17 protein-coding genes are annotated in these 19,536 nt (G+C 71.7%); 5 read left to right on the top strand and 12 right to left on the bottom strand.

What is annotated here, in order from left to right; all coding sequences use genetic code 11:
- Positions 1–231 precede the first annotated feature (231 nt).
- The 3 genes from P3T34_RS25180 to P3T34_RS25170 all read right to left on the bottom strand — a co-directional run bounded on the left by P3T34_RS25180 (position 232) and on the right by P3T34_RS25170 (position 4,370).
- A complete protein-coding gene (locus P3T34_RS25180) occupies positions 232–1,734 on the bottom strand; it encodes an MFS transporter (RefSeq protein ID WP_280668313.1) in 1,503 nt (500 codons plus the stop codon).
- Positions 1,735–1,889: 155 nt separating this feature from the next.
- Complete coding sequence (locus P3T34_RS25175; protein ID WP_280668312.1) at positions 1,890–3,635, bottom strand: DUF885 domain-containing protein; 1,746 nt, start codon at positions 3,633–3,635, stop codon at positions 1,890–1,892.
- Between the two features lie 84 nt (positions 3,636–3,719).
- Complete coding sequence (locus P3T34_RS25170; protein ID WP_280668311.1) at positions 3,720–4,370, bottom strand: rhomboid-like protein; 651 nt, start codon at positions 4,368–4,370, stop codon at positions 3,720–3,722.
- A gap of 139 nt (positions 4,371–4,509) precedes the next feature.
- On the opposite strand from P3T34_RS25170, the gene P3T34_RS25165 reads away from it, so the two are divergent.
- The gene (locus P3T34_RS25165; RefSeq protein ID WP_280668310.1) at positions 4,510–5,274 is read left to right on the top strand and encodes a TetR/AcrR family transcriptional regulator; all 765 of its coding nucleotides are present in this window, start codon (positions 4,510–4,512) and stop codon (positions 5,272–5,274) included.
- 94 nt (positions 5,275–5,368) lie between these two features.
- Here the strand turns inward: P3T34_RS25165 and P3T34_RS25160 are convergent, their stop codons facing one another.
- From P3T34_RS25160 to P3T34_RS25150, 3 genes are all read right to left on the bottom strand, one after another.
- On the bottom strand, positions 5,369–6,220 hold the full coding sequence (locus P3T34_RS25160) for a fumarylacetoacetate hydrolase family protein (protein WP_280668309.1): 852 nt from the start codon (positions 6,218–6,220) through the stop codon (positions 5,369–5,371).
- 195 nt (positions 6,221–6,415) lie between these two features.
- On the bottom strand, positions 6,416–7,588 hold the full coding sequence (locus tag P3T34_RS25155) for a serine/threonine-protein kinase (protein WP_280668308.1): 1,173 nt from the start codon (positions 7,586–7,588) through the stop codon (positions 6,416–6,418).
- Positions 7,589–7,603: 15 nt separating this feature from the next.
- The gene (locus P3T34_RS25150; protein WP_280668307.1) at positions 7,604–8,938 is read right to left on the bottom strand and encodes a serine/threonine-protein kinase; all 1,335 of its coding nucleotides are present in this window, start codon (positions 8,936–8,938) and stop codon (positions 7,604–7,606) included.
- Positions 8,939–9,112: 174 nt separating this feature from the next.
- Between P3T34_RS25150 and P3T34_RS25145 the strand changes: the two genes are divergently transcribed.
- On the top strand, positions 9,113–11,413 hold the full coding sequence (locus P3T34_RS25145) for an FdhF/YdeP family oxidoreductase (RefSeq protein WP_280668306.1): 2,301 nt from the start codon (positions 9,113–9,115) through the stop codon (positions 11,411–11,413).
- Positions 11,414–11,426: 13 nt separating this feature from the next.
- Here the strand turns inward: P3T34_RS25145 and P3T34_RS25140 are convergent, their stop codons facing one another.
- Positions 11,427–12,944 carry a C40 family peptidase gene (locus P3T34_RS25140; RefSeq protein WP_280668305.1) on the bottom strand — a complete coding sequence of 506 codons (1,518 nt, stop codon included), beginning with the start codon at positions 12,942–12,944 and terminating at the stop codon, positions 11,427–11,429.
- Between the two features lie 396 nt (positions 12,945–13,340).
- Here P3T34_RS25140 and P3T34_RS25135 point away from each other — a divergent pair, with 396 nt between their 5' ends.
- Positions 13,341–14,522 carry an inorganic phosphate transporter gene (locus tag P3T34_RS25135; RefSeq protein WP_280668304.1) on the top strand — a complete coding sequence of 394 codons (1,182 nt, stop codon included), beginning with the start codon at positions 13,341–13,343 and terminating at the stop codon, positions 14,520–14,522.
- A 13-nt stretch (positions 14,523–14,535) separates the two neighbouring features.
- The gene (locus tag P3T34_RS25130) at positions 14,536–14,775 is read left to right on the top strand and encodes a hypothetical protein (RefSeq protein WP_280668303.1); all 240 of its coding nucleotides are present in this window, start codon (positions 14,536–14,538) and stop codon (positions 14,773–14,775) included.
- Positions 14,776–14,852: 77 nt separating this feature from the next.
- Here the strand turns inward: P3T34_RS25130 and P3T34_RS25125 are convergent, their stop codons facing one another.
- Together P3T34_RS25125 and P3T34_RS25120 are read right to left on the bottom strand one after the other, a co-directional pair.
- The gene (locus P3T34_RS25125; RefSeq protein ID WP_280668302.1) at positions 14,853–16,418 is read right to left on the bottom strand and encodes an MDR family MFS transporter; all 1,566 of its coding nucleotides are present in this window, start codon (positions 16,416–16,418) and stop codon (positions 14,853–14,855) included.
- Positions 16,419–16,517: 99 nt separating this feature from the next.
- Complete coding sequence (locus P3T34_RS25120; RefSeq protein WP_280668301.1) at positions 16,518–17,015, bottom strand: MarR family transcriptional regulator; 498 nt, start codon at positions 17,013–17,015, stop codon at positions 16,518–16,520.
- A gap of 156 nt (positions 17,016–17,171) precedes the next feature.
- On the opposite strand from P3T34_RS25120, the gene P3T34_RS25115 reads away from it, so the two are divergent.
- Positions 17,172–18,206, top strand: a complete 1,035-nt coding sequence (locus P3T34_RS25115) for a DUF3533 domain-containing protein (protein ID WP_280668300.1) — start codon at positions 17,172–17,174, stop codon at positions 18,204–18,206.
- Here the strand turns inward: P3T34_RS25115 and P3T34_RS25110 are convergent, their stop codons facing one another.
- The 3 genes from P3T34_RS25110 to P3T34_RS25100 all read right to left on the bottom strand — a co-directional run bounded on the left by P3T34_RS25110 (position 18,207) and on the right by P3T34_RS25100 (position 19,524).
- The gene (locus P3T34_RS25110) at positions 18,207–18,737 is read right to left on the bottom strand and encodes a GtrA family protein (protein ID WP_280668299.1); all 531 of its coding nucleotides are present in this window, start codon (positions 18,735–18,737) and stop codon (positions 18,207–18,209) included. It abuts the gene before it with no gap.
- A 164-nt stretch (positions 18,738–18,901) separates the two neighbouring features.
- Positions 18,902–19,318: a PIN domain nuclease gene (locus P3T34_RS25105; protein ID WP_280668298.1), complete on the bottom strand. Its 417-nt coding sequence runs from the start codon at positions 19,316–19,318 to the stop codon at positions 18,902–18,904.
- Positions 19,315–19,524: a type II toxin-antitoxin system VapB family antitoxin gene (locus P3T34_RS25100; RefSeq protein WP_280668297.1), complete on the bottom strand. Its 210-nt coding sequence runs from the start codon at positions 19,522–19,524 to the stop codon at positions 19,315–19,317. Before P3T34_RS25100 ends, P3T34_RS25105 begins: the two co-directional genes overlap by 4 nt.
- Positions 19,525–19,536: the final 12 nt, after the last annotated feature.

Raw genomic sequence — 19,536 nt, 5'->3', positions numbered from 1 at the left:
CGACATCTGGACTATTCCCCGCGCGACTCCACTGCGGATGATTCGCTGCTGAGATCCTGGTGAGAATCCAGCGCCCGAGCGCTCCTTCGTTCACACCCCATGCTTCGAACTGGATCATCATCGCCGATGCCACTGCTGATGAGAAGAGCCCAGAGCAGGACGAGAAACTCCTCCGGGCCCGCCGTGGCGGGCCGGAGGAGTTCGGAGCCGGTCGGAGCGGGTCCGGTCGGGTCAGGCCAGCGCGTGCACCGTGGATTCGGCGTCCTCCCCGGCGGCGTCACCGGGACTGGGCCGGTGGTTCACCATGAAGAAGGCCAGCACGGCGGCGAACAGCAGGATGCCCAGCGCGACCGTGGTCGCCACCGTGTAGCCGTGCACGGCCGCGGTGTTCTGGACGGCGTGGCTGCCGGCGTTCCGGCCGACCAGGTACGCCGTGGTGGCACTCGCGGCGATGGTGTTCAGCAGCGCCGTACCGATCGAGCCGCCCACCTGCTGGGCGGAGTTGATGGTCGCCGCGGCCGCGCCGGTCTCGTTCGGCGCGACGCCCAGGGTGGCCAGGCTCATCGAGGGCATGAACACCATGCCCATGCCGACGCCGAGCAGGATCTCGGCGGGCAGCACGGTGGCCGCAAACGCGCTGTCCACCTTGAGCTGGGTCAGCCAGGCCATCCCCAGGGCGGCCAGCAGCAACCCGGGCACGATCAGGTTTCGAGATGGCACCCGGTTCATCAGCCGGGCCGCCAGGCCGGTGGAACTGCCGACGATCGCGGCGGTCATCGGCAGGAAGGCCACGCCGGTCAGCAGCGGCGAGAAGCCCTTGATCACCTGGAGGTAGTACGTCAGGAAGAGGAACAGGCCGAACAGGCCGACCACGGCCAGGCCGACCGAGAGCGCGGCGCCGCCGCGGTTGCGGTTGCGGACGATGTGCATCGGCAGCAGTGCGTGTTCGGTACGCGACTCGACAAAGGCGAAGACGAAGAGCAGCGCGACGCCGCCCAACAGGCAGGCCAGCACCAGCGGGTCGGTCCAGGTGCGGGACTCCGCCTCAGACGTCCCGTACACGATCGCCAGCAGGCCGCCGCAGCCCAGCACCGCGCCTGGCAGGTCGAGCTTGACCCGGGTGTCCTTGGCGATGAAATCGCGCTTGAGCAGGCGAACGGCGAACAGGGCCGTGCAGATGGCGATCGGGACGTTGACGAACAGGCACCAGCGCCAGTTCAGGAACTCGGTGAGCAGACCGCCCGCGATGAAGCCGATCGCGCTGCCACCGCCGGCGATCGCGCCGAAGATGCCGAACGCGGTGGCGCGTTCCTTGGGGTTGCTGAAGGTGGTGGAGAGCAGCCCCAGCGCCGACGGGGCGAGCAGTGCGCCGAAGCTGCCCTGCAACGCGCGGGAGGCGAAGAGCATCAACGGGCCCACCGAGGCGCCGCCGAGCGCGGAGGCGCCGGCGAAGCCCAGCAGGCCGATCACGAAGGTGCGTTTACGGCCGTAAAGGTCGCCGAGCCGGCCGCCGAGCAGCAGCAGTCCGCCGAAGGCCAGCGTGTAGGCGGTGATCACCCACTGCCGGTCGCCGTTGGAGATGCCGAGGTCCTTCTGCGCGGAGGGGAGTGCGATGTTCACGATGGTGATGTCAAGCACGATCATCAGCTGAGCGACCGCGATGACGGCCAACGCCTTCCAGCGGCGGGGGTCCGGCCCCTGATCGACAGCTGCGGCTGCGTGGTGTGAAGACACGGCTGAGCCTTCCGGACGGGTGGGCCGTCCGCGTGCGCGGACGGCACTTCCCTCCAGCGAAGCTCGCCGATCGGCGAGGGGCAAGCAAATTTGGGGCAGAGACTGACTAATCAGACATTCATCCCAAACTTTTTACCTGCACTAGAAGAACCGTTTCAGAGCTCGGAGAGCGCCTCGACCAGGTCGTCCAGGCCGAGCGAGCCCTGCGAGAGCGCCGCCATGTGCCAGGCCTTGAGGTTGAACTCCTCACCACGCGCCTCATGTGCGGCCTTCGCCGCCGCCCGTCCGTCCAGCCAGGCGCGCTCGCCGAGCTTGTAGCCGATCGCCTGGCCGGGCAGACCCAGGTAGCGGGTCAGCTCGCTGTCCAGGTACGCGGGCGCCAGGCCGCAGTACTGGCCGAAGAACTCGCGGGCCGCGGCCGGCGTCATCAGCTCGCCGGGCAGGTACGGCGAGTCCGCGGGGAAGTCCAGGCCGACGTGCATGCCGATGTCCACGATCACCCGCAGCGCCCGCAGCATCTGGGCGTTCAGGTAGCCGAGGCGGTGGGCGGGGTCGGTGAGGTAGCCCAGCTCGTCCATCAGGCGCTCGGCGTACAGCGCCCAGCCCTCCATGTTGGCGCTGACGCCGCCGACGCTGACCTGGTAGGTGGAGAGCGAGTCGGCGACGTAGTTCCACTGCGCGAGCTGCAGGTGGTGGCCGGGGACGCCCTCGTGGTACCAGGTGCTCACCAGGTCCCAGGTCGGGAAGGTGTCCAGGCCCTGGGTCGGGTACCAGGTGCGGCCGGGCCGGCTGAAGTCCAGCGAGGGCGCCGTGTAGTACGGGGCGGCGGCGCCGCCGGCCGGGGCGATCCGCGACTCGACCCGGGTGATCGGCTCGGCCAGGTCGAAGTGCACGCCCTGGAGGTCGCTGATCGCCTGGTCCATCAGGCCCTGCAGATAGGCGCGGACCGGCTCCTCGCCCTTGATCGACGGGCCGTCGGTCTCCAGCCAGCGCATCGCCTCCATCGGGGTGCTGCCGGGCAGCACCTTCTCGGCCTCGGCGCGCATGCCGGCGTCCAGCTGGTGGAACTCCGTCCAGGCCCAGCGGTAGGCCTCGTCGAGGTCCAGGTCGGCGCCGGTCCACTGGCGGGCGAGCCGGGCGTAGCGCTCGCGGCCGATGGTGTCCGGGGTGTCGGCGGCGGCCGGCGCGTAGACCTCGGCCAGCCAGTCGCGCAGCTCGGCCAGCTTGCGGGCGACGGCGGTGGCGGTGGCGGCCAGCTCGGCGCGCAGCGACTCGGGGGCCGGGCTGACCAGGGTGCCGAACCAGCCGCCCGGCTGCGCGGCCTCGTCGGCGGACGGGTCGGCGAGCAGCCACTGCCCGAGCTGCTCGATCACCGTGCTGACCTGGCGCGGGCCGGAGAGCAGGCCGCGCTCGACGCCCTCGGCCAGCGTGGCGCGGTACTGGTCGAGGGCGAGCGGCAGCCGGGCCAGTCGGCGGCCCAGCTGCGCCCAGTCCTGCTCGGTGTCGGTGGGCAGCAGGGTGAAGACCTCGCGCACGCTGTGCAGCGGCGAGGCCATGTTGCCGACCGCGCGCAGGCCCTCGCCCGCGTCGTGGACGGCGAGTTCGGCGCTGAGCCGCTCGCGCAGCAGGGCGGCGCAGCGCCGCTCGGCCTGCGGGTCGGCGGCTGCGTCGCCGTGGCCGGCCGCCTCGGCGGCGTCCAGCGCGGCCAGGGTCCGGCGGGCGAGATCGGCGATGGCCTGCTGGCCGGCCGGGGAGAGGTCGGGGAGCCGGTCGTCCTCGGGGTTGAGACCGAGGTAGACGGCGGCGAGCGGGTCGAGCTCGGCGAGCGCGTGGACGTAGCCGTCCGCGATCTGGCGCGGGGTGGTGCCCGCGGCACCGTGAGGGTTCAGTTCGTCAGCCATTAGGACATCTTTTCGCAGCTCGGCTGCTTTGGAAGCCCCTTTGTGAGAACCAACCGGAGTCGGACCCACCGGATGCCATGGCCGTCAGTCGCGGGCCCGCGACGAGCGCCAGGAGCGCCAGCTCTGCAGCGGATCCCAGGTCGGACGGCCGCGAGTGATCGGGTAGAAGGCAAAACCGATCAGGACCGAGCAGAAATGTCCAAGGTCGGTGAAAGTGTGCGAGGTGATCAGCGGAATCAGGTAGAAAAGCAGCAGCCCCGACCCGTACAGCCAGCGCCAGCGGCCGTACGGGAAGCGGTAGGTGAGCACGCCCTCGACGCCGGCCAGCGCGTACGAGACGCCGACGTCCACCGTGTCGGACAGGCTGGCGGGCAACCGGCCGTGCAGGATGCCGAGGCCGACCACGCCCTCGCTGATCAGCGTCGCCAGGACGTGCGCGGTGAGCGCGACGGTGAGCCAGCGCCGGGTGCCGAGCCAGCGCTCGGCGGGGACGTGGAAGATGTTGAAGACCACGAAGTAGAAGAGGAAGGACGGCTGTTCGGTCCAGATCAGGCTCGCCAGGAGGGCGTGCACGGGATGCGAGCGCAGCTGGTCCAGGTTGGTGCTGCGGGCGGCCAGGAACCAGTCCAGGTTCGCCGGATCGATCCGCGCCACCACGAAACTGGTGAAGGCCAGCACGAGCAACCAGATGTACGTACCGGGCGCGGACCTGATCCACCGCCACAGGCGCCGCATTCCGCTCCCCCTTTCCCAGCCGACATGTCCTCATAGGATGCGGTTTCCACGGCACTTACCCCCGACCGACGCGCAGCGCGAACGAACAGGCCGATCAGCGGGGGTTACCGCGCGGCACGGGCGCACTACGCTGACCGCCATGGAAGCCACTGAGCAGGCAGTTCCGCAGCAGGCCCCGCAGTCGGCCACCGCACCGGAGCGCCCGCGGCGCGCCGGGTACCGGCGACTGCCGGTCCAGCAGCGGCGCGAACAGCTGATCTCGGTCGCGCTGACCCTGTTCAGCACCCGGGCTCCGGAGGAGGTCAGCCTGGACGACGTCGCCGAGGCCTCCGGTGCCTCCCGTCCGCTGGTCTACCGCTACTTCGCGGGCGGCAAGCAGCAGTTGTACGAGGCGGCGCTGCGCAGCGCCGCCGAGGAGCTGACCAGCCGGTTCATGGTGCCGCCGCACGGCACCCCCACCGAGCAGCTGGCCTCGGTGCTGGACAACTACTTCTCGTTCGTCGCCGAGCACGACGCCGGCTACGGGGCGCTGCTGCGCGGCGGTTCGGTGGTCGAGACGGCGCGGACCTCGGCCATCGTCGACGAGGTACGGCGGGCCGCGCTGCGGCGCACCCTGCGCTACATGGGGGTGCGGGAGGCCGGGCCGCGGCTGACCCTGCTGGTCAGGACGTGGATATCGGTGGTCGAGGCGTCCTCGCTGACCTGGCTGGACGAGGGGCAGCAGATCCCGCAGAGCGAGCTGCGCGACTGGCTGGTGGACGAGTTCGTGGCGATGACGGCGGCCACCGCGCCGCGCGATCCGCAGACCGCCGAGGTGCTGACCGGGCTGCTGGCGCTGGAGGGACCGGACGGTCCGGCCGCCCGGTTGCTGGCCCACCTGGGCGGGCTCAAGATCGGCCGCTGACGCGGGCGAGGGCGAGAGGGAGTGCGGTTGAGCGCCCGACCCCCGTGCCCGGGGTCGGGTGCCCGTACGACGACTGCCGGGCGGGCGATCCGGCCTATGCCTTGCCGAGCACCTGGCGCTGCCGGCCGAGCCCCTCGATCTCCAGCTCCACGACGTCACCGGGCTGCAGGAACGGCGTGCCCGGGTGGCCGGCGGTGACCCCGGCCGGGGTGCCGGTGACCACCACGTCACCGGGCTCGAGAACCATGAACTGGCTGACGTAGCGCACGACTTCGAGCACCGGGAAGATCTGCTCGGCCGTGCTGCCGTGCTGCCGCAGCTCGCCGTTGACCCACAGCTTGAGCGTCAGCGCCTGCGGGTCGCCGACCTCGTCCGGGGTGACCAGCCAGGGGCCCAGCGGGTTGAACGTCTCGCAGCACTTGCCCTTGTCCCACTGCCCGCCGCGGTCCCACTGGAACGAGCGCTCCGTGACGTCGTTGGCGATGGCGTAGCCCGCGATACAGGCGGCCGCCTCCTCGTCGTTCGCCAGGTAGCGGGCGGTCTGCCCGATCACGAAGGCCAGCTCGATCTCGTAGTCGGTCTTGGTGCTGCCCCGCGGTACGAGCACCTCGTCGTCCGGTCCGACCACGGTGTTGCTCGCCTTGAGGAAGATCACCGGCTCGGCCGGGATCTGCGCGCCGGCCTCGGCCGCGTGGTCGCGGTAGTTGAGGCCGATGCCGACGACCTTGCCGGGCCGGGTCACCGGAGCGCCGGTCCGCAGACCCGCGATGTCCGCCACCGGCAGCTCACCGCGCTCGATCGCGGCGGCGAGCTCGGCCACGTCGAGCCGGGACAGGAACGCGCCGTCGATGTCCGAGGTCCGCTCGGAGAGCTCGTACGCGGTGCCGTCCGGGCCGAGCACGACCGGGCGCTCTGCGCCCGGGGGGCCAACTCGGAGGAGCTTCATCTGCCCATCACCACCTGTGTTCGTCGCATGGCGCAGGGGAGGCCGCACACCTCTCCTGCCTATGCATCCGAGGTATATCAACCCTGCGCGGGTGCCAACCAGGGGGTTCCCGTGAGCGAGTTCCTATCAATTCCTCCAAGCCGGCACCCCCCGGAATCAGGCGGCCATACGGTTGACAGGGCCGGCGGCCCGGGTTCAGCCGGCCAGCAGGGCGGCCAGCACGCCCTCGCGGCAGGGCTGCTCCGGGCGGGAGAAGCGGCTGAGCCGGCGCTCGATGTCGGCCACGTCCCGGTGCTCCGCGCCCAGCGCGGTCACCGCTGCGGGCAGCAGCTCGGCCAGCAGGCAGTAGGCCTCCGCCGAGCGGCCGGCGCGGGCCAGGCTGACCGCTAGGTCGTGGCAGGTGCGCAGGGTGCGGCCGTCGGCGGGGCCGAAGGCGCGGGCGAACTCGGGCACCAGCTCGCGCAGCTTGCCGACCGCGTCGGGGACCCGCTCGCCCTCGGCGAGGTCCCAGGCGGCGTCGGCGCGCCGGCGCAGCTCGCGGATGCCGTCCGCAGCCCGCTGCAGCCGGCGGCGGACTTCGTCCGCGTCGACGGGCCGGTCGGCCGGGTCGGTGGCCAGCAGCTCGACCAGCAGCTCGCCGAGCTCGACGGGCAGTCCGGCCGGGCGCACCCGGGGCTGGTCCAGGTGCTGGTTCATCAGGCCGACCTGGCTGGTGGAGGTGAACGGCCGCTTGCCGGTGAAGAGTTCGTAGAGCACGCAGCCCAGCGCGTAGAGGTCGGAGCGGACCGTGCCGGGCTCGCCGCGCCAGCGCTCGGGGGCCAGGTAGCGGGCGCTGCCGATCACCGAGCCCTCGGTGGTGAGGCTGTCCACGTTGTCGCCGATCTGGGCGATGCCGAAGTCGAGCACCTTGAGCATGTCCCGGGCCGGACCGATGATCATGATGTTCTCGGGCTTGACGTCGCGGTGGATCACCCGGGCCGCGTGGGCCGCCGCCAGCGCCGCGCAGAGCTGCTGCCCCCAGGCCAGCGCGCGGGTCAGGTCGGGCGGCTCGGTGGCGACCATCCCGGCCAGGGTCGGCCCGTCCAGCAGTTCCATCACCAGGTAGCTGAAGCGCTCCGGGCCGTCGTCGGCCTCGCCCTGATCGAAGACCATGACGATGTTGGGGTGGCTGAGCCGGGCCAGGATCTCCACCTCGCGGACCATCCGGCGGATGTCGTTGGCGTTGGACAGGCCGCGGTGGCGCAGCGTCTTGACGGCCACCTGGCGGCCGAGCCGCTGGTCGTACGCCTCCCAGACGATGCCGAAGCCTCCGCGCCCCAGCTCTCCGACCAGGAGGTAGCGCTCCGCCAGCAGCATCCCGGCTTTCATGGTTCCCCCCAGTGGTCAGGACATCGGGTGGTGTCCCGGGTACCCGAGGAGCATCGCCAGTTCTCCGGCGCGCGGCCCGTGGCCCGGCCGCTGACGCTTGCGAGCCAGGTCGCGGCGGAAGGACTCCAGATCGCGGATCGCCTGCGCCACATCCTCGTTCCCCGGTCCCAGGGCAGCGATCATCATCGGCACGAGATCGGTCAACAGGCCTACCGCGCCAGCGACATCGTGGATCATCCCCCGCCAGATCGCAAGGTCGAAGCAGACCTGCAGGGTCTGCTGGGCGGTCGGGCCGCAGACCCTGACGGCCTCGGGGACGAGCAGGGTCAACTGCCGGACGGCCTCGGCCGGGTTGCCGCCCTCGCCGTAGGCCCAGGCCTGGTCCACCCGGTTCCTGATCGCCTGCTCGGCGGGCGAGGCAACGGGGGCGGCAGCGGGCGCGGCAGGCGGCTCGACGGGCGGCGCGACGGGCGCGGCAGGTACGGCAGGCGCGACGGGCGGGGCGACGGGCAGCACGGCAGGCGCGACAGGCAGCACGGCAGGCGCGGCCGCCGGCGCGAGCCCCGCCGCCAGCGCGGCCAGGCGGCCGCGCACCTCGGCGGCGTCCGAGGGTCGGCCGGCCGGGTCCTTGGCCAGCAGCGCGAGGACCAACTCGTCGAGGCCGGCCGGCAGACCGCCGCGCAGCTGCCCCGGGACCGGCGCCGGCTCGTTGAGGTGGCGGTACATCAACTCCTGTGCCGAGGCGCCCTGGAAGGGCCGGCGCCCGGTGCACAGCTCGTACAGCACGCAGCCCAGCGCATAGAGGTCGGCCCGCCCGTCCGCCTGCACCTGAAGCCACTGCTCGGGCGCCAGGTACGCGGCCCCGCCGGTCTCGGCGGCGGGGGCCAGGTGCGCGGTGCCGAAGCCCAGCAGCTTGAGCCCGCCCTGCTCGGTGACCAGCAGCCGGCCGGGCGTGAGCCCCCAGTGCAGGACCCGCGCGGCGTGCGCGGCCTGCAGGGCCGCACACGCGTGCTGGGCCCAGAGCAGCGCCCGGCCGAGGTCGACCGGCCCGGCGGCGATCAGGGTGTCGGCCGTCCGCCCGGCCAGCAGCTCCATCACCAGGTAGTGCCCGCCGCGGTCCTGGACCGCCACCAGGTGCGGGTGCGCGAGGCGGCCGACGGTGATCGCCTCGTACAGGAAGCGCTCGATGCCGGCCGGCGTGGTGAACGGCCCGGGCGCGGCGGTGCGGATCGCGACCTGGTGGCCGAGCTGCCGGTCGTGCGCCTCGAAGACGGCGCCGGCCGGGCCGCGGCCCAGCTCGCGGACCAGTTGGTAGCGGCCGTCCAGCAACCCGCCCACGACGTCTGACATGCCGACAACACTATCGGCCTACCGGAAGACCTCGGAGAGCGAGGCGCGAGTGCGGACCGACCCCACCGCCCGGGCCCTGCTCAGCGCCCTCTTCGAGCAGTTGGACGCGGGTGACAGGATAGAGCGCAGGACCGACGACGGCGTCGTTCCTGACCGACCCGGAGGTGGGCAGACATGGCCAAGCAGGCCCCGCAGAGCGACCCCGCGCAGGACGCGCCCGCGGTCGGTGCCCCGCACCGCGCGGCGGCCGGGCTGCCCGCCGTCGGGCACAGCCTGCGGATGGCGGGCGAGCAGATGGGCGCGCGCCGGGCCGTCGCCACCCTGCTCAAGGTCAACCAGCACGGCGGCTTCGACTGCCCGGGCTGCGCCTGGCCCGAGCCGGACAAGCCGCACACCGCCGAGTTCTGCGAGAACGGCGCCAAGGCGGTCGCCGAGGAGGCCACCGAGCGCCGGATCACCGCGGACTTCTTCGCCGCGCACCCGGTGGCCGAGCTGGCCGAGCGCTCGGGCTACTGGCTGGGCCAGCAGGGCCGGCTGACCGAGCCGATGCTGCTGGACGAGGGCGCCGAGCGCTATGTGCCGGTCTCCTGGGAGCGCGCCTTCGCGATCGTCGCCGAGGAGCTGGCCGCGCTGGACTCCCCCGACCAGGCGGCCTTCTACACCTCCGGCCGGACCAGCAACGAGGCCGCCTTCGCCTACCAGCTGTTCGCCCGCCGGCTGGGCACCAACAACCTGCCGGACTGCTCCAACATGTGCCACGAGTCCTCGGGCTCGGCGCTGGTGGAGACGCTGGGCGTGGGCAAGGGCAGCGTCAGCCTGAAGGACCTCTACCAGGCCGACCTGATCATCGTGGCGGGCCAGAACCCGGGCACCAACCACCCCCGGATGCTCTCCGCGCTGGAGCGGGCCAAGCGCGCGGGCGCGACCATCGTCAGCGTCAACCCGCTGCCCGAGGCCGGGCTGGAGCGCTTCAAGAACCCGCAGAACGCCCGCGGCCTGGTCGGCCAGGGCACCAAGCTGACCGATCTCTTCCTGCAGATCCGGCTCGGCGGCGACCTCGCGCTCTTCCGCGCCCTCAACCAGCTGCTGCTGCGGGCCGAGGAGCAGCAGGGCGGCGTGCTGGACCACGCGTTCATCGCCGAGCACTGCCTCGGCTTCGAGGAGTGGGCGGCCGAGGCCGAGCTGACCGACCGCGAGCAGGTGCTGGCCGCCACCGGCCTGCCGTTCGAGCAGATCGAGGAGCTGGCCCGCCTGGTGCTGGCCTCCAAGAAGGTCATCGTCTGCTGGGCGATGGGCCTGACCCAGCACAAGCACGCCGTGCCGACCATCCGCGAGGTGGTCAACTTCCTGCTGCTGCGCGGCAACGTCGGCCGCCCCGGCGCCGGGGTCTGCCCAGTCCGCGGACACAGCAACGTCCAGGGCGACCGCACCATGGGCATCTTCGAGCGGCCCAGCGCGGCCTTCCTGGACGCGCTGGAGCAGGAGTTCGACTTCAAGCCGCCGCGCCACCACGGCCTGGACGCGGTGGACAGCATCCGGGCGATGCGCGACGGCCGGGTCAAGGTCTTCTTCGCGATGGGCGGCAACTTCGTCGCGGCCACCCCGGACACCCTGGTGACCGAGGCCGCGATGCGCAGCACCAGACTGACCGTGCACGTCTCCACCAAGCTCAACCGCTCGCATGTGGTGACGGGCGCGCGGGCGCTGATCCTGCCCACGCTGGGCCGCACCGACCGGGACGCCACCGCCGCGGGCGACCAGTTCGTCACCGTCGAGGACTCGATGGGCATCGTGCACTCCTCGCAGGGCCGGCTGCGCCCGCCCGCCCCGGGGATGCTCTCCGAGGTGGCCATCGTCTGCCGGCTGGCCCGCGCGGCGCTGGGCAGCGCCGACCCGCTGCCGTGGGAGGCGTTCGCCGAGTCCTACGACCTGATCCGCGACCGGATCGCCCGTGTGGTGCCGGGCTTCGCGGACTTCAACGCCAAGGTCCGGGGGCCCGGCGGTTTCGCGCTGCCGCACGGCCCGCGCGACAGCCGGACCTTCCCGACCGCGACCGGCAAGGCCAACTTCACGGTCAACGCGCTGACCGCCCCCGAGGTCCCGGCGGGCCGGCTGCTGCTGCAGACGCTGCGCTCGCACGACCAGTACAACACCACCGTCTACGGCCTGGACGACCGCTACCGCGGCATCACCGGCGGCCGCCGGGTGGTGCTGGTCAACCCGGCGGACGCGGCCGAACTCTCGCTCACCGAGGGCGCGTACGTCGACCTGGTGAGCGAGTGGCGCGACGGCGTGGAGCGCCGGGCACCGCACTTCAGGGTGGTGCACTACCCGGTCGCCCGCGGCGGCGCTGCGGCCTACTACCCGGAGACCAATGTGCTGGTGCCGCTGGACTCGACGGCGGACATCAGCAACACGCCCACCTCCAAGGCCGTGGTGATCCGCTTCGAGCCGGACAGCCAGCCGGTCGCCTAAGACCCGCTCCGCTCTAGTGCGCGGGCGCCGCCGCGCTGGGCGTGGTCCCGGAGGTGGCGGCGCTCGGCGCACCGGTGCCCGAGGGCGTCCCCGACCCGGACGGCGAGCCGGTGGCCGAGGGGCTGCCGGTCGGCGAGCCGGTGGCGGTCGGCGAGGCCGTACCGGACGGCGACCCCGTGGAGCTCGGCGTCGGGGACCCGGGCCCGGTGCCCGTGGGCGAGGCCGGGCTGGACGGCCGCGGGGTCGGAGACGGCGGGAGCACCGGCAGCACGGGCAGCAGGCCCGAGAGCGGCGGGACCGTCGGCAGGCCGGGCGCGGTCCCGGGCGCGATCGGCGTCAGCGTCGAGGCGTTCTGCAGGACGTCCGGCACCTTCCAGGCGCCGCCCTTGTCGTCGGAGGGCGAGTTCGGGTCGGGCCGCACCGCGCCCAGGATCGGGTCCCCGCCGATCGGCGAGACCCGGACCACGGCGCCGGTGTGCGGCGCCACCACGACCAGGCCGCCGCCGATGTAGAGGGCGACGTGCGAGGCGCCGGCGAAGTAGAGCACCAGGTCGCCGGGGCGCAGCTGGTTGAGCGGGACGTGCTGCAGGTCCGCCCACTGGTCCTCGCTGACCCGCGGGATCTGCACGCCGGCGTGCAGCCAGGCCTGCGAGGTCAGGCCCGAGCAGTCGAAGGAGTCCGGCCCGATCGCGCCCCAGACGTACGGCTTGCCGAGCTGCGCCAGCGCCCAGGCCACCGCGACCCTTCCGGCCGCGGACGGGGTCCGCTCGCCCTGACCGAGCGCGCCGGAGGCGAGGAAGGCCAGCTGGGCCTGGTCGGCCTGGTTCTTCTCCAGCTGTTCGAGCTCGGTCTGCTGGGCGCCGGTGAGGCCGGTGACCAGCTGCTCGACGGTGGCCAGCTGGCGGGCGATGTCGGCCTTGTTCTGGTCCTGCTGGGCGAGCAGGGTCTTGGAGCCGGCCAGCGCCGTCTGCGCCTTGGTCTGGAGCTGCACCAGGGTGGCCTGCTCGGCCTTGAGCTGGGACAGGAAGGCCGCCTGCGAGCGGCCGGCCGCGGCGAGCATCTCGCCGTCGTTGACCGCCTGGTACGGGTCGCTGGTGAGCAGCAGCTGGGCGTAGGCGTCGAGACTGCCGTTGCGGTACTGCGCGGCGGCGAGCTGGGAGGCCATGTCGATGCCGTCGTCGACCACCTGCTGCTGCTGGGTGATCTTGGCGCTGACGGTGTCCACGGCGCTCTGCTGCGTGGCGATCAGCCCGGCGGTGGCGTCGTACTGCTCGGTGGCCGCCTCGGCGTTCTGGTAGAGCAGGTGGATCTTGTCGAGCAGCGGCGACAGGGTGGCCTCGGTGGCGGCCAGCGGGTCGCTGCCGGGCGCCGCCGGGGCGGTCGCCGGCGGGTTAGGCGCGGTGGCGGCATACGCCGCCTGTCCGACCAGCGGCAGCGCCAGCGCCGCCATCGCCAGGATCGCTCCGCACCTCAGCGCGGCCCGCAGCCACGGCTGAGTTCCGACCAACTGTTCGCGCCGCACGGCTCGCATCGGCCCCGCCTCCCCTTGGTACGCCCGACGGTCCGAACATCGGACGCCGCCCCCGGCCCGCCGGTCACGGGCCCTCGCCGATCCTGCCATGCGGGGGGGCCGGTACGGCAGGCCGCACCCCCGTGAGCTGATGAATTCTCAGATGAGGAAGCCATGAGGGGCCGCTCGATCGGGGACGAGTGACTCAGATCTCATCATTCCGTCCGTAAAGCGGACTATTGGACCGAATCCGCAGGTCACAGCCCGTCAGGACACCCCGTAGATCCCCAGGCGCAACCATGAGGACATCATCAGAACCATGGTGACCGATTCAGTTAACCTTCCGTTCACCAACCGTCCCTACCGTCACGCCTGAAGACACTGGACAGTCCGACAACTACGACGATTGCTTGGTTCATGGAACACATCACGTTCCTGGTGGCGGTTGTGATCATCACGGCCCTCGCCTTCGACTTCACCAACGGCTTCCACGACACCGCGAACGCGATGGCCACCTCCATCGCCACCGGTGCGCTGCGCCCCAAGGTCGCGGTCACCATCGCGGCCGTGCTCAACTTCGCGGGAGCCTTCCTCTCGGTGAAAGTCGCGAGCACCATCTCGGGCGGCATCGTCAACGAGAAGGCGGGCATCCACCCGGCGGTGATCTTCGCCGCACTGGCCGGTGCCATCCTCTGGAACCTGCTGACCTGGCTGCGCGGCCTGCCGTCCAGCTCCTCGCACGCGCTGTACGGCGGCCTGATCGGCGCCACCATCGTCGGGGTCGGCCTGCACGGCGTGAACTTCACCAGCGTCGTCACCAAGATCATCATCCCGGCCGTCGCCTCGCCGATCGTCGCCGGACTGGCCGCCTGGGGTGCGACCAAGGTCGCGTACCTGATCACCCGGCGCGGCAACGAGAAGACCACCACCAAGGGCTTCAAGCGGGGCCAGATCTTCTCCTCCTCGCTGATCTCGCTCGCTCACGGCACCAACGACGCGCAGAAGACCATGGGCGTCATCACCCTCACCCTGGTCTCGGTCGGCGCCCTGCCCAAGCACGCGCTGCCCCCCACCTGGGTCATCGCGAGCGCCGGTGCGGCGATCGCGCTCGGCACCTACATGGGCGGCTGGCGGATCATCCGCAGCATGGGCAAGGGCCTGACGGACATCCAGTCGCCGCAGGGCTTCGCCGCCGAGACGGCGACCACCGCGGTGATCCTGACCTCCACCCACATGGGCTACGGCCTCTCCACCACCCAGGTCGTCTCCGGTGGCGTGATGGGCGCGGGCCTGGGCGGCCCGAAGGCCCAGGTGCACTGGAGCATGGCGCGCCGGATGGTCTACACCTGGGGCCTGACGCTGCCCGCCGCCGCCGTGGTGGCCGGCGCGGCCGCGTTCGTCGCGGACCAGGGCACCTGGGGCGTCCTGCTGGTCGGCGCGGTGCTGGTGGCCGGCGCGGCGGGCATGTGGCTGCTGTCGCGCCGCCAGCCGGTGACCGCGGACAACGTCAACGACGTCACCCCGGTCGAGCTCGACGTCACCGCCGCCGGTGCCCCGACCCCCGCCACGATCCCCGCCACGACGACCATCGCGGCCTGAGGAGACAGCACGGATGAACATCAACTGGAGCGCTCTGGCCGACACCGCGGGTGTCAGCTTCGGCATCACCGTCGCGGTGGTCACGGCCTTCGCCCTCGGCATCCTGGCCCTCTCCCGGCGTGACGCGGCCGTCGAGGCCGCCGGCACCGGGCGACCGGGCGGCGCCGCCAACCTGGCACTGGCCGGCGCCGGCGTCTGCTTCGCCGCCTGTGCGGCGGCCGTGGTCTACGGACTGACGCTGATCGCCGGCTGAGAGCTGCCCGGTCGGCACGACGGCCCCTGCGCACCTCAGCGGTGCGCAGGGGCCGTTTCGCGCCCGGACGGACGGTGTCAGTCGCGGGCCACCGAAGCGCCGCGCAGCGGGGTCTCGCGGATGAACAGGACCACCAGGAAGGCCAGCAGCGCCAGCGGAGCGGCGACCAGGAACACCGTGGCCACCCCGTGCCCGAAGGCGTCGGTGACCAGCGGCACCAGCGGCGCCGGGAGCTTGTGCAGGTCGGGAATCGCGCCGCCGCCCACCGCCTGGGCACCCGCCGCCGGGATGTGGGCGGCCGCCAGGTTCTGCGTCAGATAGTGCGTCACCTTGGTTCCGAGCAGCGCGCCGAGCGCGGAGACGCCCATCGCGCCGCCCATCGTGCGGAAGAACGTGACCAGCGAGCTCGCGGTGCCCAACTCCTTGACCGGCACGGTGTTCTGCACCGCCAGCACCAGGTTCTGCATGGTCAGCCCGAGGCCGAGACCGGCGGCGGCCATATAGATCGAGAGCTGCCAGTACGGGGTGTCCACCCGCGCGGTGCCCAGCAGGCCGAAGCCGACCGCCAGCAGGAAGGTGCCGGCCACCAGGAAGCGCTTCCACTTGCCGTACTTGGTGATCAGCCGACCGGCGACCGTGGAGGCCAGCGCCAGCCCGAGGATCATCGGCAGCGTCATGACGCCCGCCATGGTGGGCGTCTTCTCCCGCGCCAGCTGGAAGTACTGGCTCAGGAAGGTGGTCGCCCCGTACATCCCGACGCCGACCAGGATGCTGGCGACGGCCGCCAGCGAGACCGTCCGGTGCCGGAAGAGGTGCAGCGGGATGATCGGCTCGGCGGCCCGGCTCTCGGTGAGCACCGCCAGCGCGCCGAGCGCCAGCCCGCCGCCGACCATCGCGGCGGTCTGCCAGGAGAGCCACGGGTAGTCGGTGCCGGCCAGCGTGACCCAGACCATCAGCAGGCTGACGGCCCCGGCGATCAGGGTGGCACCGAGGTAGTCGATCTTCGCCTGACGCTTCACCACGGGCAGGTGCAGCGTGCGCTGCAGGACCACGATGGCGATCAGCGAGAACGGGATGCCCACGTAGAAGCACCAGCGCCAGCCCAGCCACCCGGTGTCCACGATGACGCCGCCGATCAGCGGCCCGCCGATCGTGGCGAGCGCGAACACCGCGCCGAAGTAGCCGCTGTAGCGGCCGCGTTCGCGCGGCGAGACCATCGCGGCCAGGCAGATCTGACCCAGCGAGACGACGCCGCCGGCGCCGATGCCCTGCAGCACCCGGCAGCCGATCAGCTCACCGGTGTTCTGCGACAGGCCCGCCAGCGTCGAGGAGACGATGTAGATCACCAGGGCGATCTGCACCAGCAGCTTCTTGCTGACCAGGTCGGAGAGCTTGCCCCAGATCGGGGTGGAGGCGGTCAGCGAGAGCAGCGCGGCGGTGATCACCCAGGTGTAGGCGGACTCGCCGCCGTGCAGATCGGTGAGGATCGTCGGCAGGGCATTGGAGACGATCGTCGAGGAGAGCACCGCGACGAAGAGCCCGAGCAGCAGCCCGGAGAGGGCCTCGAGGATCTCCCGGTGCGTCATCGGTCGGTCGGCGGTGGCGGCACCGGGTGCGGTGCGGGCCGTTGACGTGGTGGGCATCAGAGGTCCTTCGAAGTTGGTTGCCTTGGGCAACCATATCTTCAGATAGTTGACCTAGGCAACTTTCTCGGACCTCCAGGAAGCCCATGCCGGTCGGCCTCAGTCCTGCGACGCCGCCTTCTCCGCCGCCTCGGCGAGCTCGGCGACCTGCGCGTTGAACCGGGCCAGCAGGACGGCGAACTGCGTCACATCGGACGGGTCCCAGCCGCCGAGCATCTCCCGGAAGGCCAGCAACCTGGCGTCGTGCGCCCGCCGGTAGCGCTTGGCGCCCTCCTCGGTGAGCGAGACCAGCGAGGCCCGGCCGTCCAGCGGGTCGGACTCGCGCGCCACCAGGCCGAGCTCCTCCAGCGTCTTGATCTGCCGGCTGACGGTCGCCTTGCCGACCCCGAAGTGCGCACCGACATCCGTCATCCGGACCTGGCCCGCCTCGTGGATGTGGCCGAGCATGCTGTAGGCCACCCCCTCCAGCCGCGGGTGCACCATCCGGGACATCTCGGCCGCGCGCGCCCGGCCCCGCCGGAACATCAGCGCCACTTCGCGCTCCACCGCCCGGCAGGCCGCCTCGGCCGCCGGATCGCCGGTCAGCTGCTCATTCACGTTGAAAACCGCCACTCGCCAGCCCGGCGCTGCCCGCCGACGCGCCATCAGTATCCAACAGACCCCGAAGCGGAAAGTTGTTCATGATACGAATTATCCGCTTTGCGAGTGATGTCCAATATCCCCGCATTACCTCCCCTTCGAAGGAGAACGCCGATGCCGGCCCAGGGATTCGCCGCCGAGCTCAAGGACGCCATCACGGGGCGCGCGGCCCTCCTGGTGATCGCCGTCCTGCTGCTGCAACTCGGCTTCATCACCTCCTACGTCGGCGCCCTGCACCACCCGCAGCCGCACCGGCTGTCGATCGGCGTGGTCGCACCGCCGCAGGCGAGCGGCCAGTTGGTGGCCGGCCTCAACGGGGTGCCGAACGAGGCCGTACGAGCCAGTGCGGTCCCCGACCAGGCGGCGGCCGTCGCGCGGATCAAGGACCAGAAGCTCTACGCCGCCCTGCTGGTCAACCCGTCCGGCACCCAGGACACCCTGCTGGTCGCCGACGCCCGGGGCCCGGCGGCCTCCGTGGCGGCCCAGGCGATCATCACCTCGTTCGAACAGAGCCAGGGCCGCACGGTGCAGGTGCAGGACGTGGTGCCGCTGGCCGCGGGCGACGGCAAGGGCCTCACCTCCTTCTACCTGGTGGTCGGCTGGTGCGTCGGCGGCTACCTGGTCGCCTCGATCCTGGGCATCAGCGCCGGCTCCCGGCCCGCCAACCGCGACCGCGCGCTGATCCGCACCGGGGTGCTCGCGGTCTACTCGCTCGCGGCGGGCCTGGGCGGGGCGCTGATCGTCGGCCCGGTGCTGAACGCGCTTCCGGGCAGCATCGCGGCGCTGTGGGGCGTGGGCAGCCTGGTGGTCTTCGCCGTCGGCACCGTCACCATGGCGCTGGAGTGCCTGTTCGACGTGGTCGGCATCGGCCTGGCCGTGCTGCTCTTCGTGGTGCTCGGCAACCCCAGCGCCGGCGGCGTCTACCCGCCGCCGCTGCTGCCGCCGTTCTGGCGATCCTTCGGCGCCTGGCTGCCGAACGGCGCGGGCACGGACGCGGTGCGCTCGATCGCCTACTTCGACGGCACCAACATCACCGTGCCACTGCTGGTCCTGTCGGCCTGGGCCGTGCTCGGTTTTGCGGTGACGATGGCGGCGGTCATCGCCCGCCCCCGCGGCGGCCGGCCACCGGTCGACGCCCTGCAGGAGTAGTCAGCCCACTGGCGTGGCCGGCTCGGCGGCGGGCTCCTCCGCGTCCGGGTCGGCCCGCTGCCGGGTGAAGACGAATCTCTTCATCCCCCAGTAGCGGAACGCCATCGCGAACAGCGTGCCGATGATCATCCCGCTGACGAAGTCGGCCACCTCCTGCGTGAGGTGGCCGACGTCCGGCTCGCGCAGGTCGAAGAGGTACCGACTGGCCAGCAGCGGCAGGTCGTTGACCACGATCGCCACCGCGCTGACCACCACGAACGGGATCGCCTCCTTATGGCTCCCCGCCGAGCGGAACGACCACTGCCGGTTGAGCAGATAGGACAGCACCGTGGCGATCACCGTGGCGACCGTCAGCGCGACCACCGGCTTGGACTTGCACACGGTGAATTTGAGCGCGTAGTTGATCAGCACGGTCAGCACGAAGCAAGTGCCGCCCACCAGCATGAACTTCACCAGGCTGCGGTGCCGCACCACGAACGGGCGCAGCCACGAGGGCACCTTGGCCAGCGCGATCTGAGTAAGCGACGGCATTGGCGCAGTCTCGCACGATCCGGCAGACCCGCGCCTTACGACTCCCCGCCCCTGCCACCCGCGCGTCAGGGCTGGAAGCGGCGGCGGTATTGGGTGGGGGTGGTGTCGAGCTTGCGTCGGAAGGCGCGGATCATTTCTCCGGCACCGACCTCGCTGCGCCGCTTTCAGTCCGCGGTCCCCGGCGGGACGACCCACCGGGTGGGCTGGCCGGTGACCTTGGCGATCATGTCGTAGTCACCGTCGTAGTGCAGCACCGTGGCGCCGTGGCGCTCGGCCACCGCCGCGATGACCAGGTCGGCGACCGACAGCGCGCGCCAGTTGCCGGTGCCGACCAGTGCCGCCTGCACCTCGAGGGCGCGATCCCAAGCCTCGTCGGGGGTGGGCAGCCAGTCGAACCCGCGCATCCCGTCCCGGATCCGGGCGGCATCCGCCGAAGATCTCGCGCTGTGCAGGACCTCCAGCTCCACCGCCCCGCACACAGCCAACAGGCCGGCATTGTGCAGAGGTTCGATCACCGCCCGCACCACCGGTTTCGGGTAGCGCGCCAGCGCGGACTTGTCGATCAGGAAGCGGCCGCTCATGCGGGCCCGTCGGGCGCTTCACGCACCGGGCCGGTCAACTCGGGCAACCCGCCGTCGGCCAGCCAATCGAGAAACAGTGCCCGCTTGCGCCGCTTGACCGCATCTTCGAGCGCCGCGTTGACCGTGGCCACCTTGGTCGCCGTACCGAAGATCTCGGCGGCTTCGGCGAGCATCTCGTCATTGACGTCTATCACCGTGCGGGCCATGTCTGCCTCCCG

The sequence above is a fragment of the Kitasatospora sp. MAP12-44 genome (genome assembly GCF_029892095.1).
GTDB lineage: Bacteria > Actinomycetota > Actinomycetes > Streptomycetales > Streptomycetaceae > Kitasatospora.
This window is presented reverse-complemented; position numbering and strand designations above follow the sequence as displayed.

What these genes read in the sequence shown, in the direction of transcription:
- P3T34_RS25105 (WP_280668298.1), bottom strand. Translation starts at nt 19,318, where the DNA reads ATGAGCGGCCGCTTCCTGATCGACAAGTCCGCGCTGGCGCGCTACCCG.
- P3T34_RS25130 (WP_280668303.1), top strand. Translation starts at nt 14,536, where the DNA reads ATGAACATCAACTGGAGCGCTCTGGCCGACACCGCGGGTGTCAGCTTC.
- P3T34_RS25175 (WP_280668312.1), bottom strand. Translation starts at nt 3,635, where the DNA reads ATGGCTGACGAACTGAACCCTCACGGTGCCGCGGGCACCACCCCGCGC.
- P3T34_RS25155 (WP_280668308.1), bottom strand. Translation starts at nt 7,588, where the DNA reads ATGAAAGCCGGGATGCTGCTGGCGGAGCGCTACCTCCTGGTCGGAGAG.
- P3T34_RS25110 (WP_280668299.1), bottom strand. Translation starts at nt 18,737, where the DNA reads ATGCCGTCGCTTACTCAGATCGCGCTGGCCAAGGTGCCCTCGTGGCTG.
- P3T34_RS25160 (WP_280668309.1), bottom strand. Translation starts at nt 6,220, where the DNA reads ATGAAGCTCCTCCGAGTTGGCCCCCCGGGCGCAGAGCGCCCGGTCGTG.
- P3T34_RS25170 (WP_280668311.1), bottom strand. Translation starts at nt 4,370, where the DNA reads ATGCGGCGCCTGTGGCGGTGGATCAGGTCCGCGCCCGGTACGTACATC.
- P3T34_RS25125 (WP_280668302.1), bottom strand. Translation starts at nt 16,418, where the DNA reads ATGCCCACCACGTCAACGGCCCGCACCGCACCCGGTGCCGCCACCGCC.
- P3T34_RS25165 (WP_280668310.1), top strand. Translation starts at nt 4,510, where the DNA reads ATGGAAGCCACTGAGCAGGCAGTTCCGCAGCAGGCCCCGCAGTCGGCC.
- P3T34_RS25140 (WP_280668305.1), bottom strand. Translation starts at nt 12,944, where the DNA reads ATGCGAGCCGTGCGGCGCGAACAGTTGGTCGGAACTCAGCCGTGGCTG.
- P3T34_RS25100 (WP_280668297.1), bottom strand. Translation starts at nt 19,524, where the DNA reads ATGGCCCGCACGGTGATAGACGTCAATGACGAGATGCTCGCCGAAGCC.
- P3T34_RS25150 (WP_280668307.1), bottom strand. Translation starts at nt 8,938, where the DNA reads ATGTCAGACGTCGTGGGCGGGTTGCTGGACGGCCGCTACCAACTGGTC.
- P3T34_RS25115 (WP_280668300.1), top strand. Translation starts at nt 17,172, where the DNA reads ATGCCGGCCCAGGGATTCGCCGCCGAGCTCAAGGACGCCATCACGGGG.
- P3T34_RS25135 (WP_280668304.1), top strand. Translation starts at nt 13,341, where the DNA reads ATGGAACACATCACGTTCCTGGTGGCGGTTGTGATCATCACGGCCCTC.
- P3T34_RS25145 (WP_280668306.1), top strand. Translation starts at nt 9,113, where the DNA reads ATGGCCAAGCAGGCCCCGCAGAGCGACCCCGCGCAGGACGCGCCCGCG.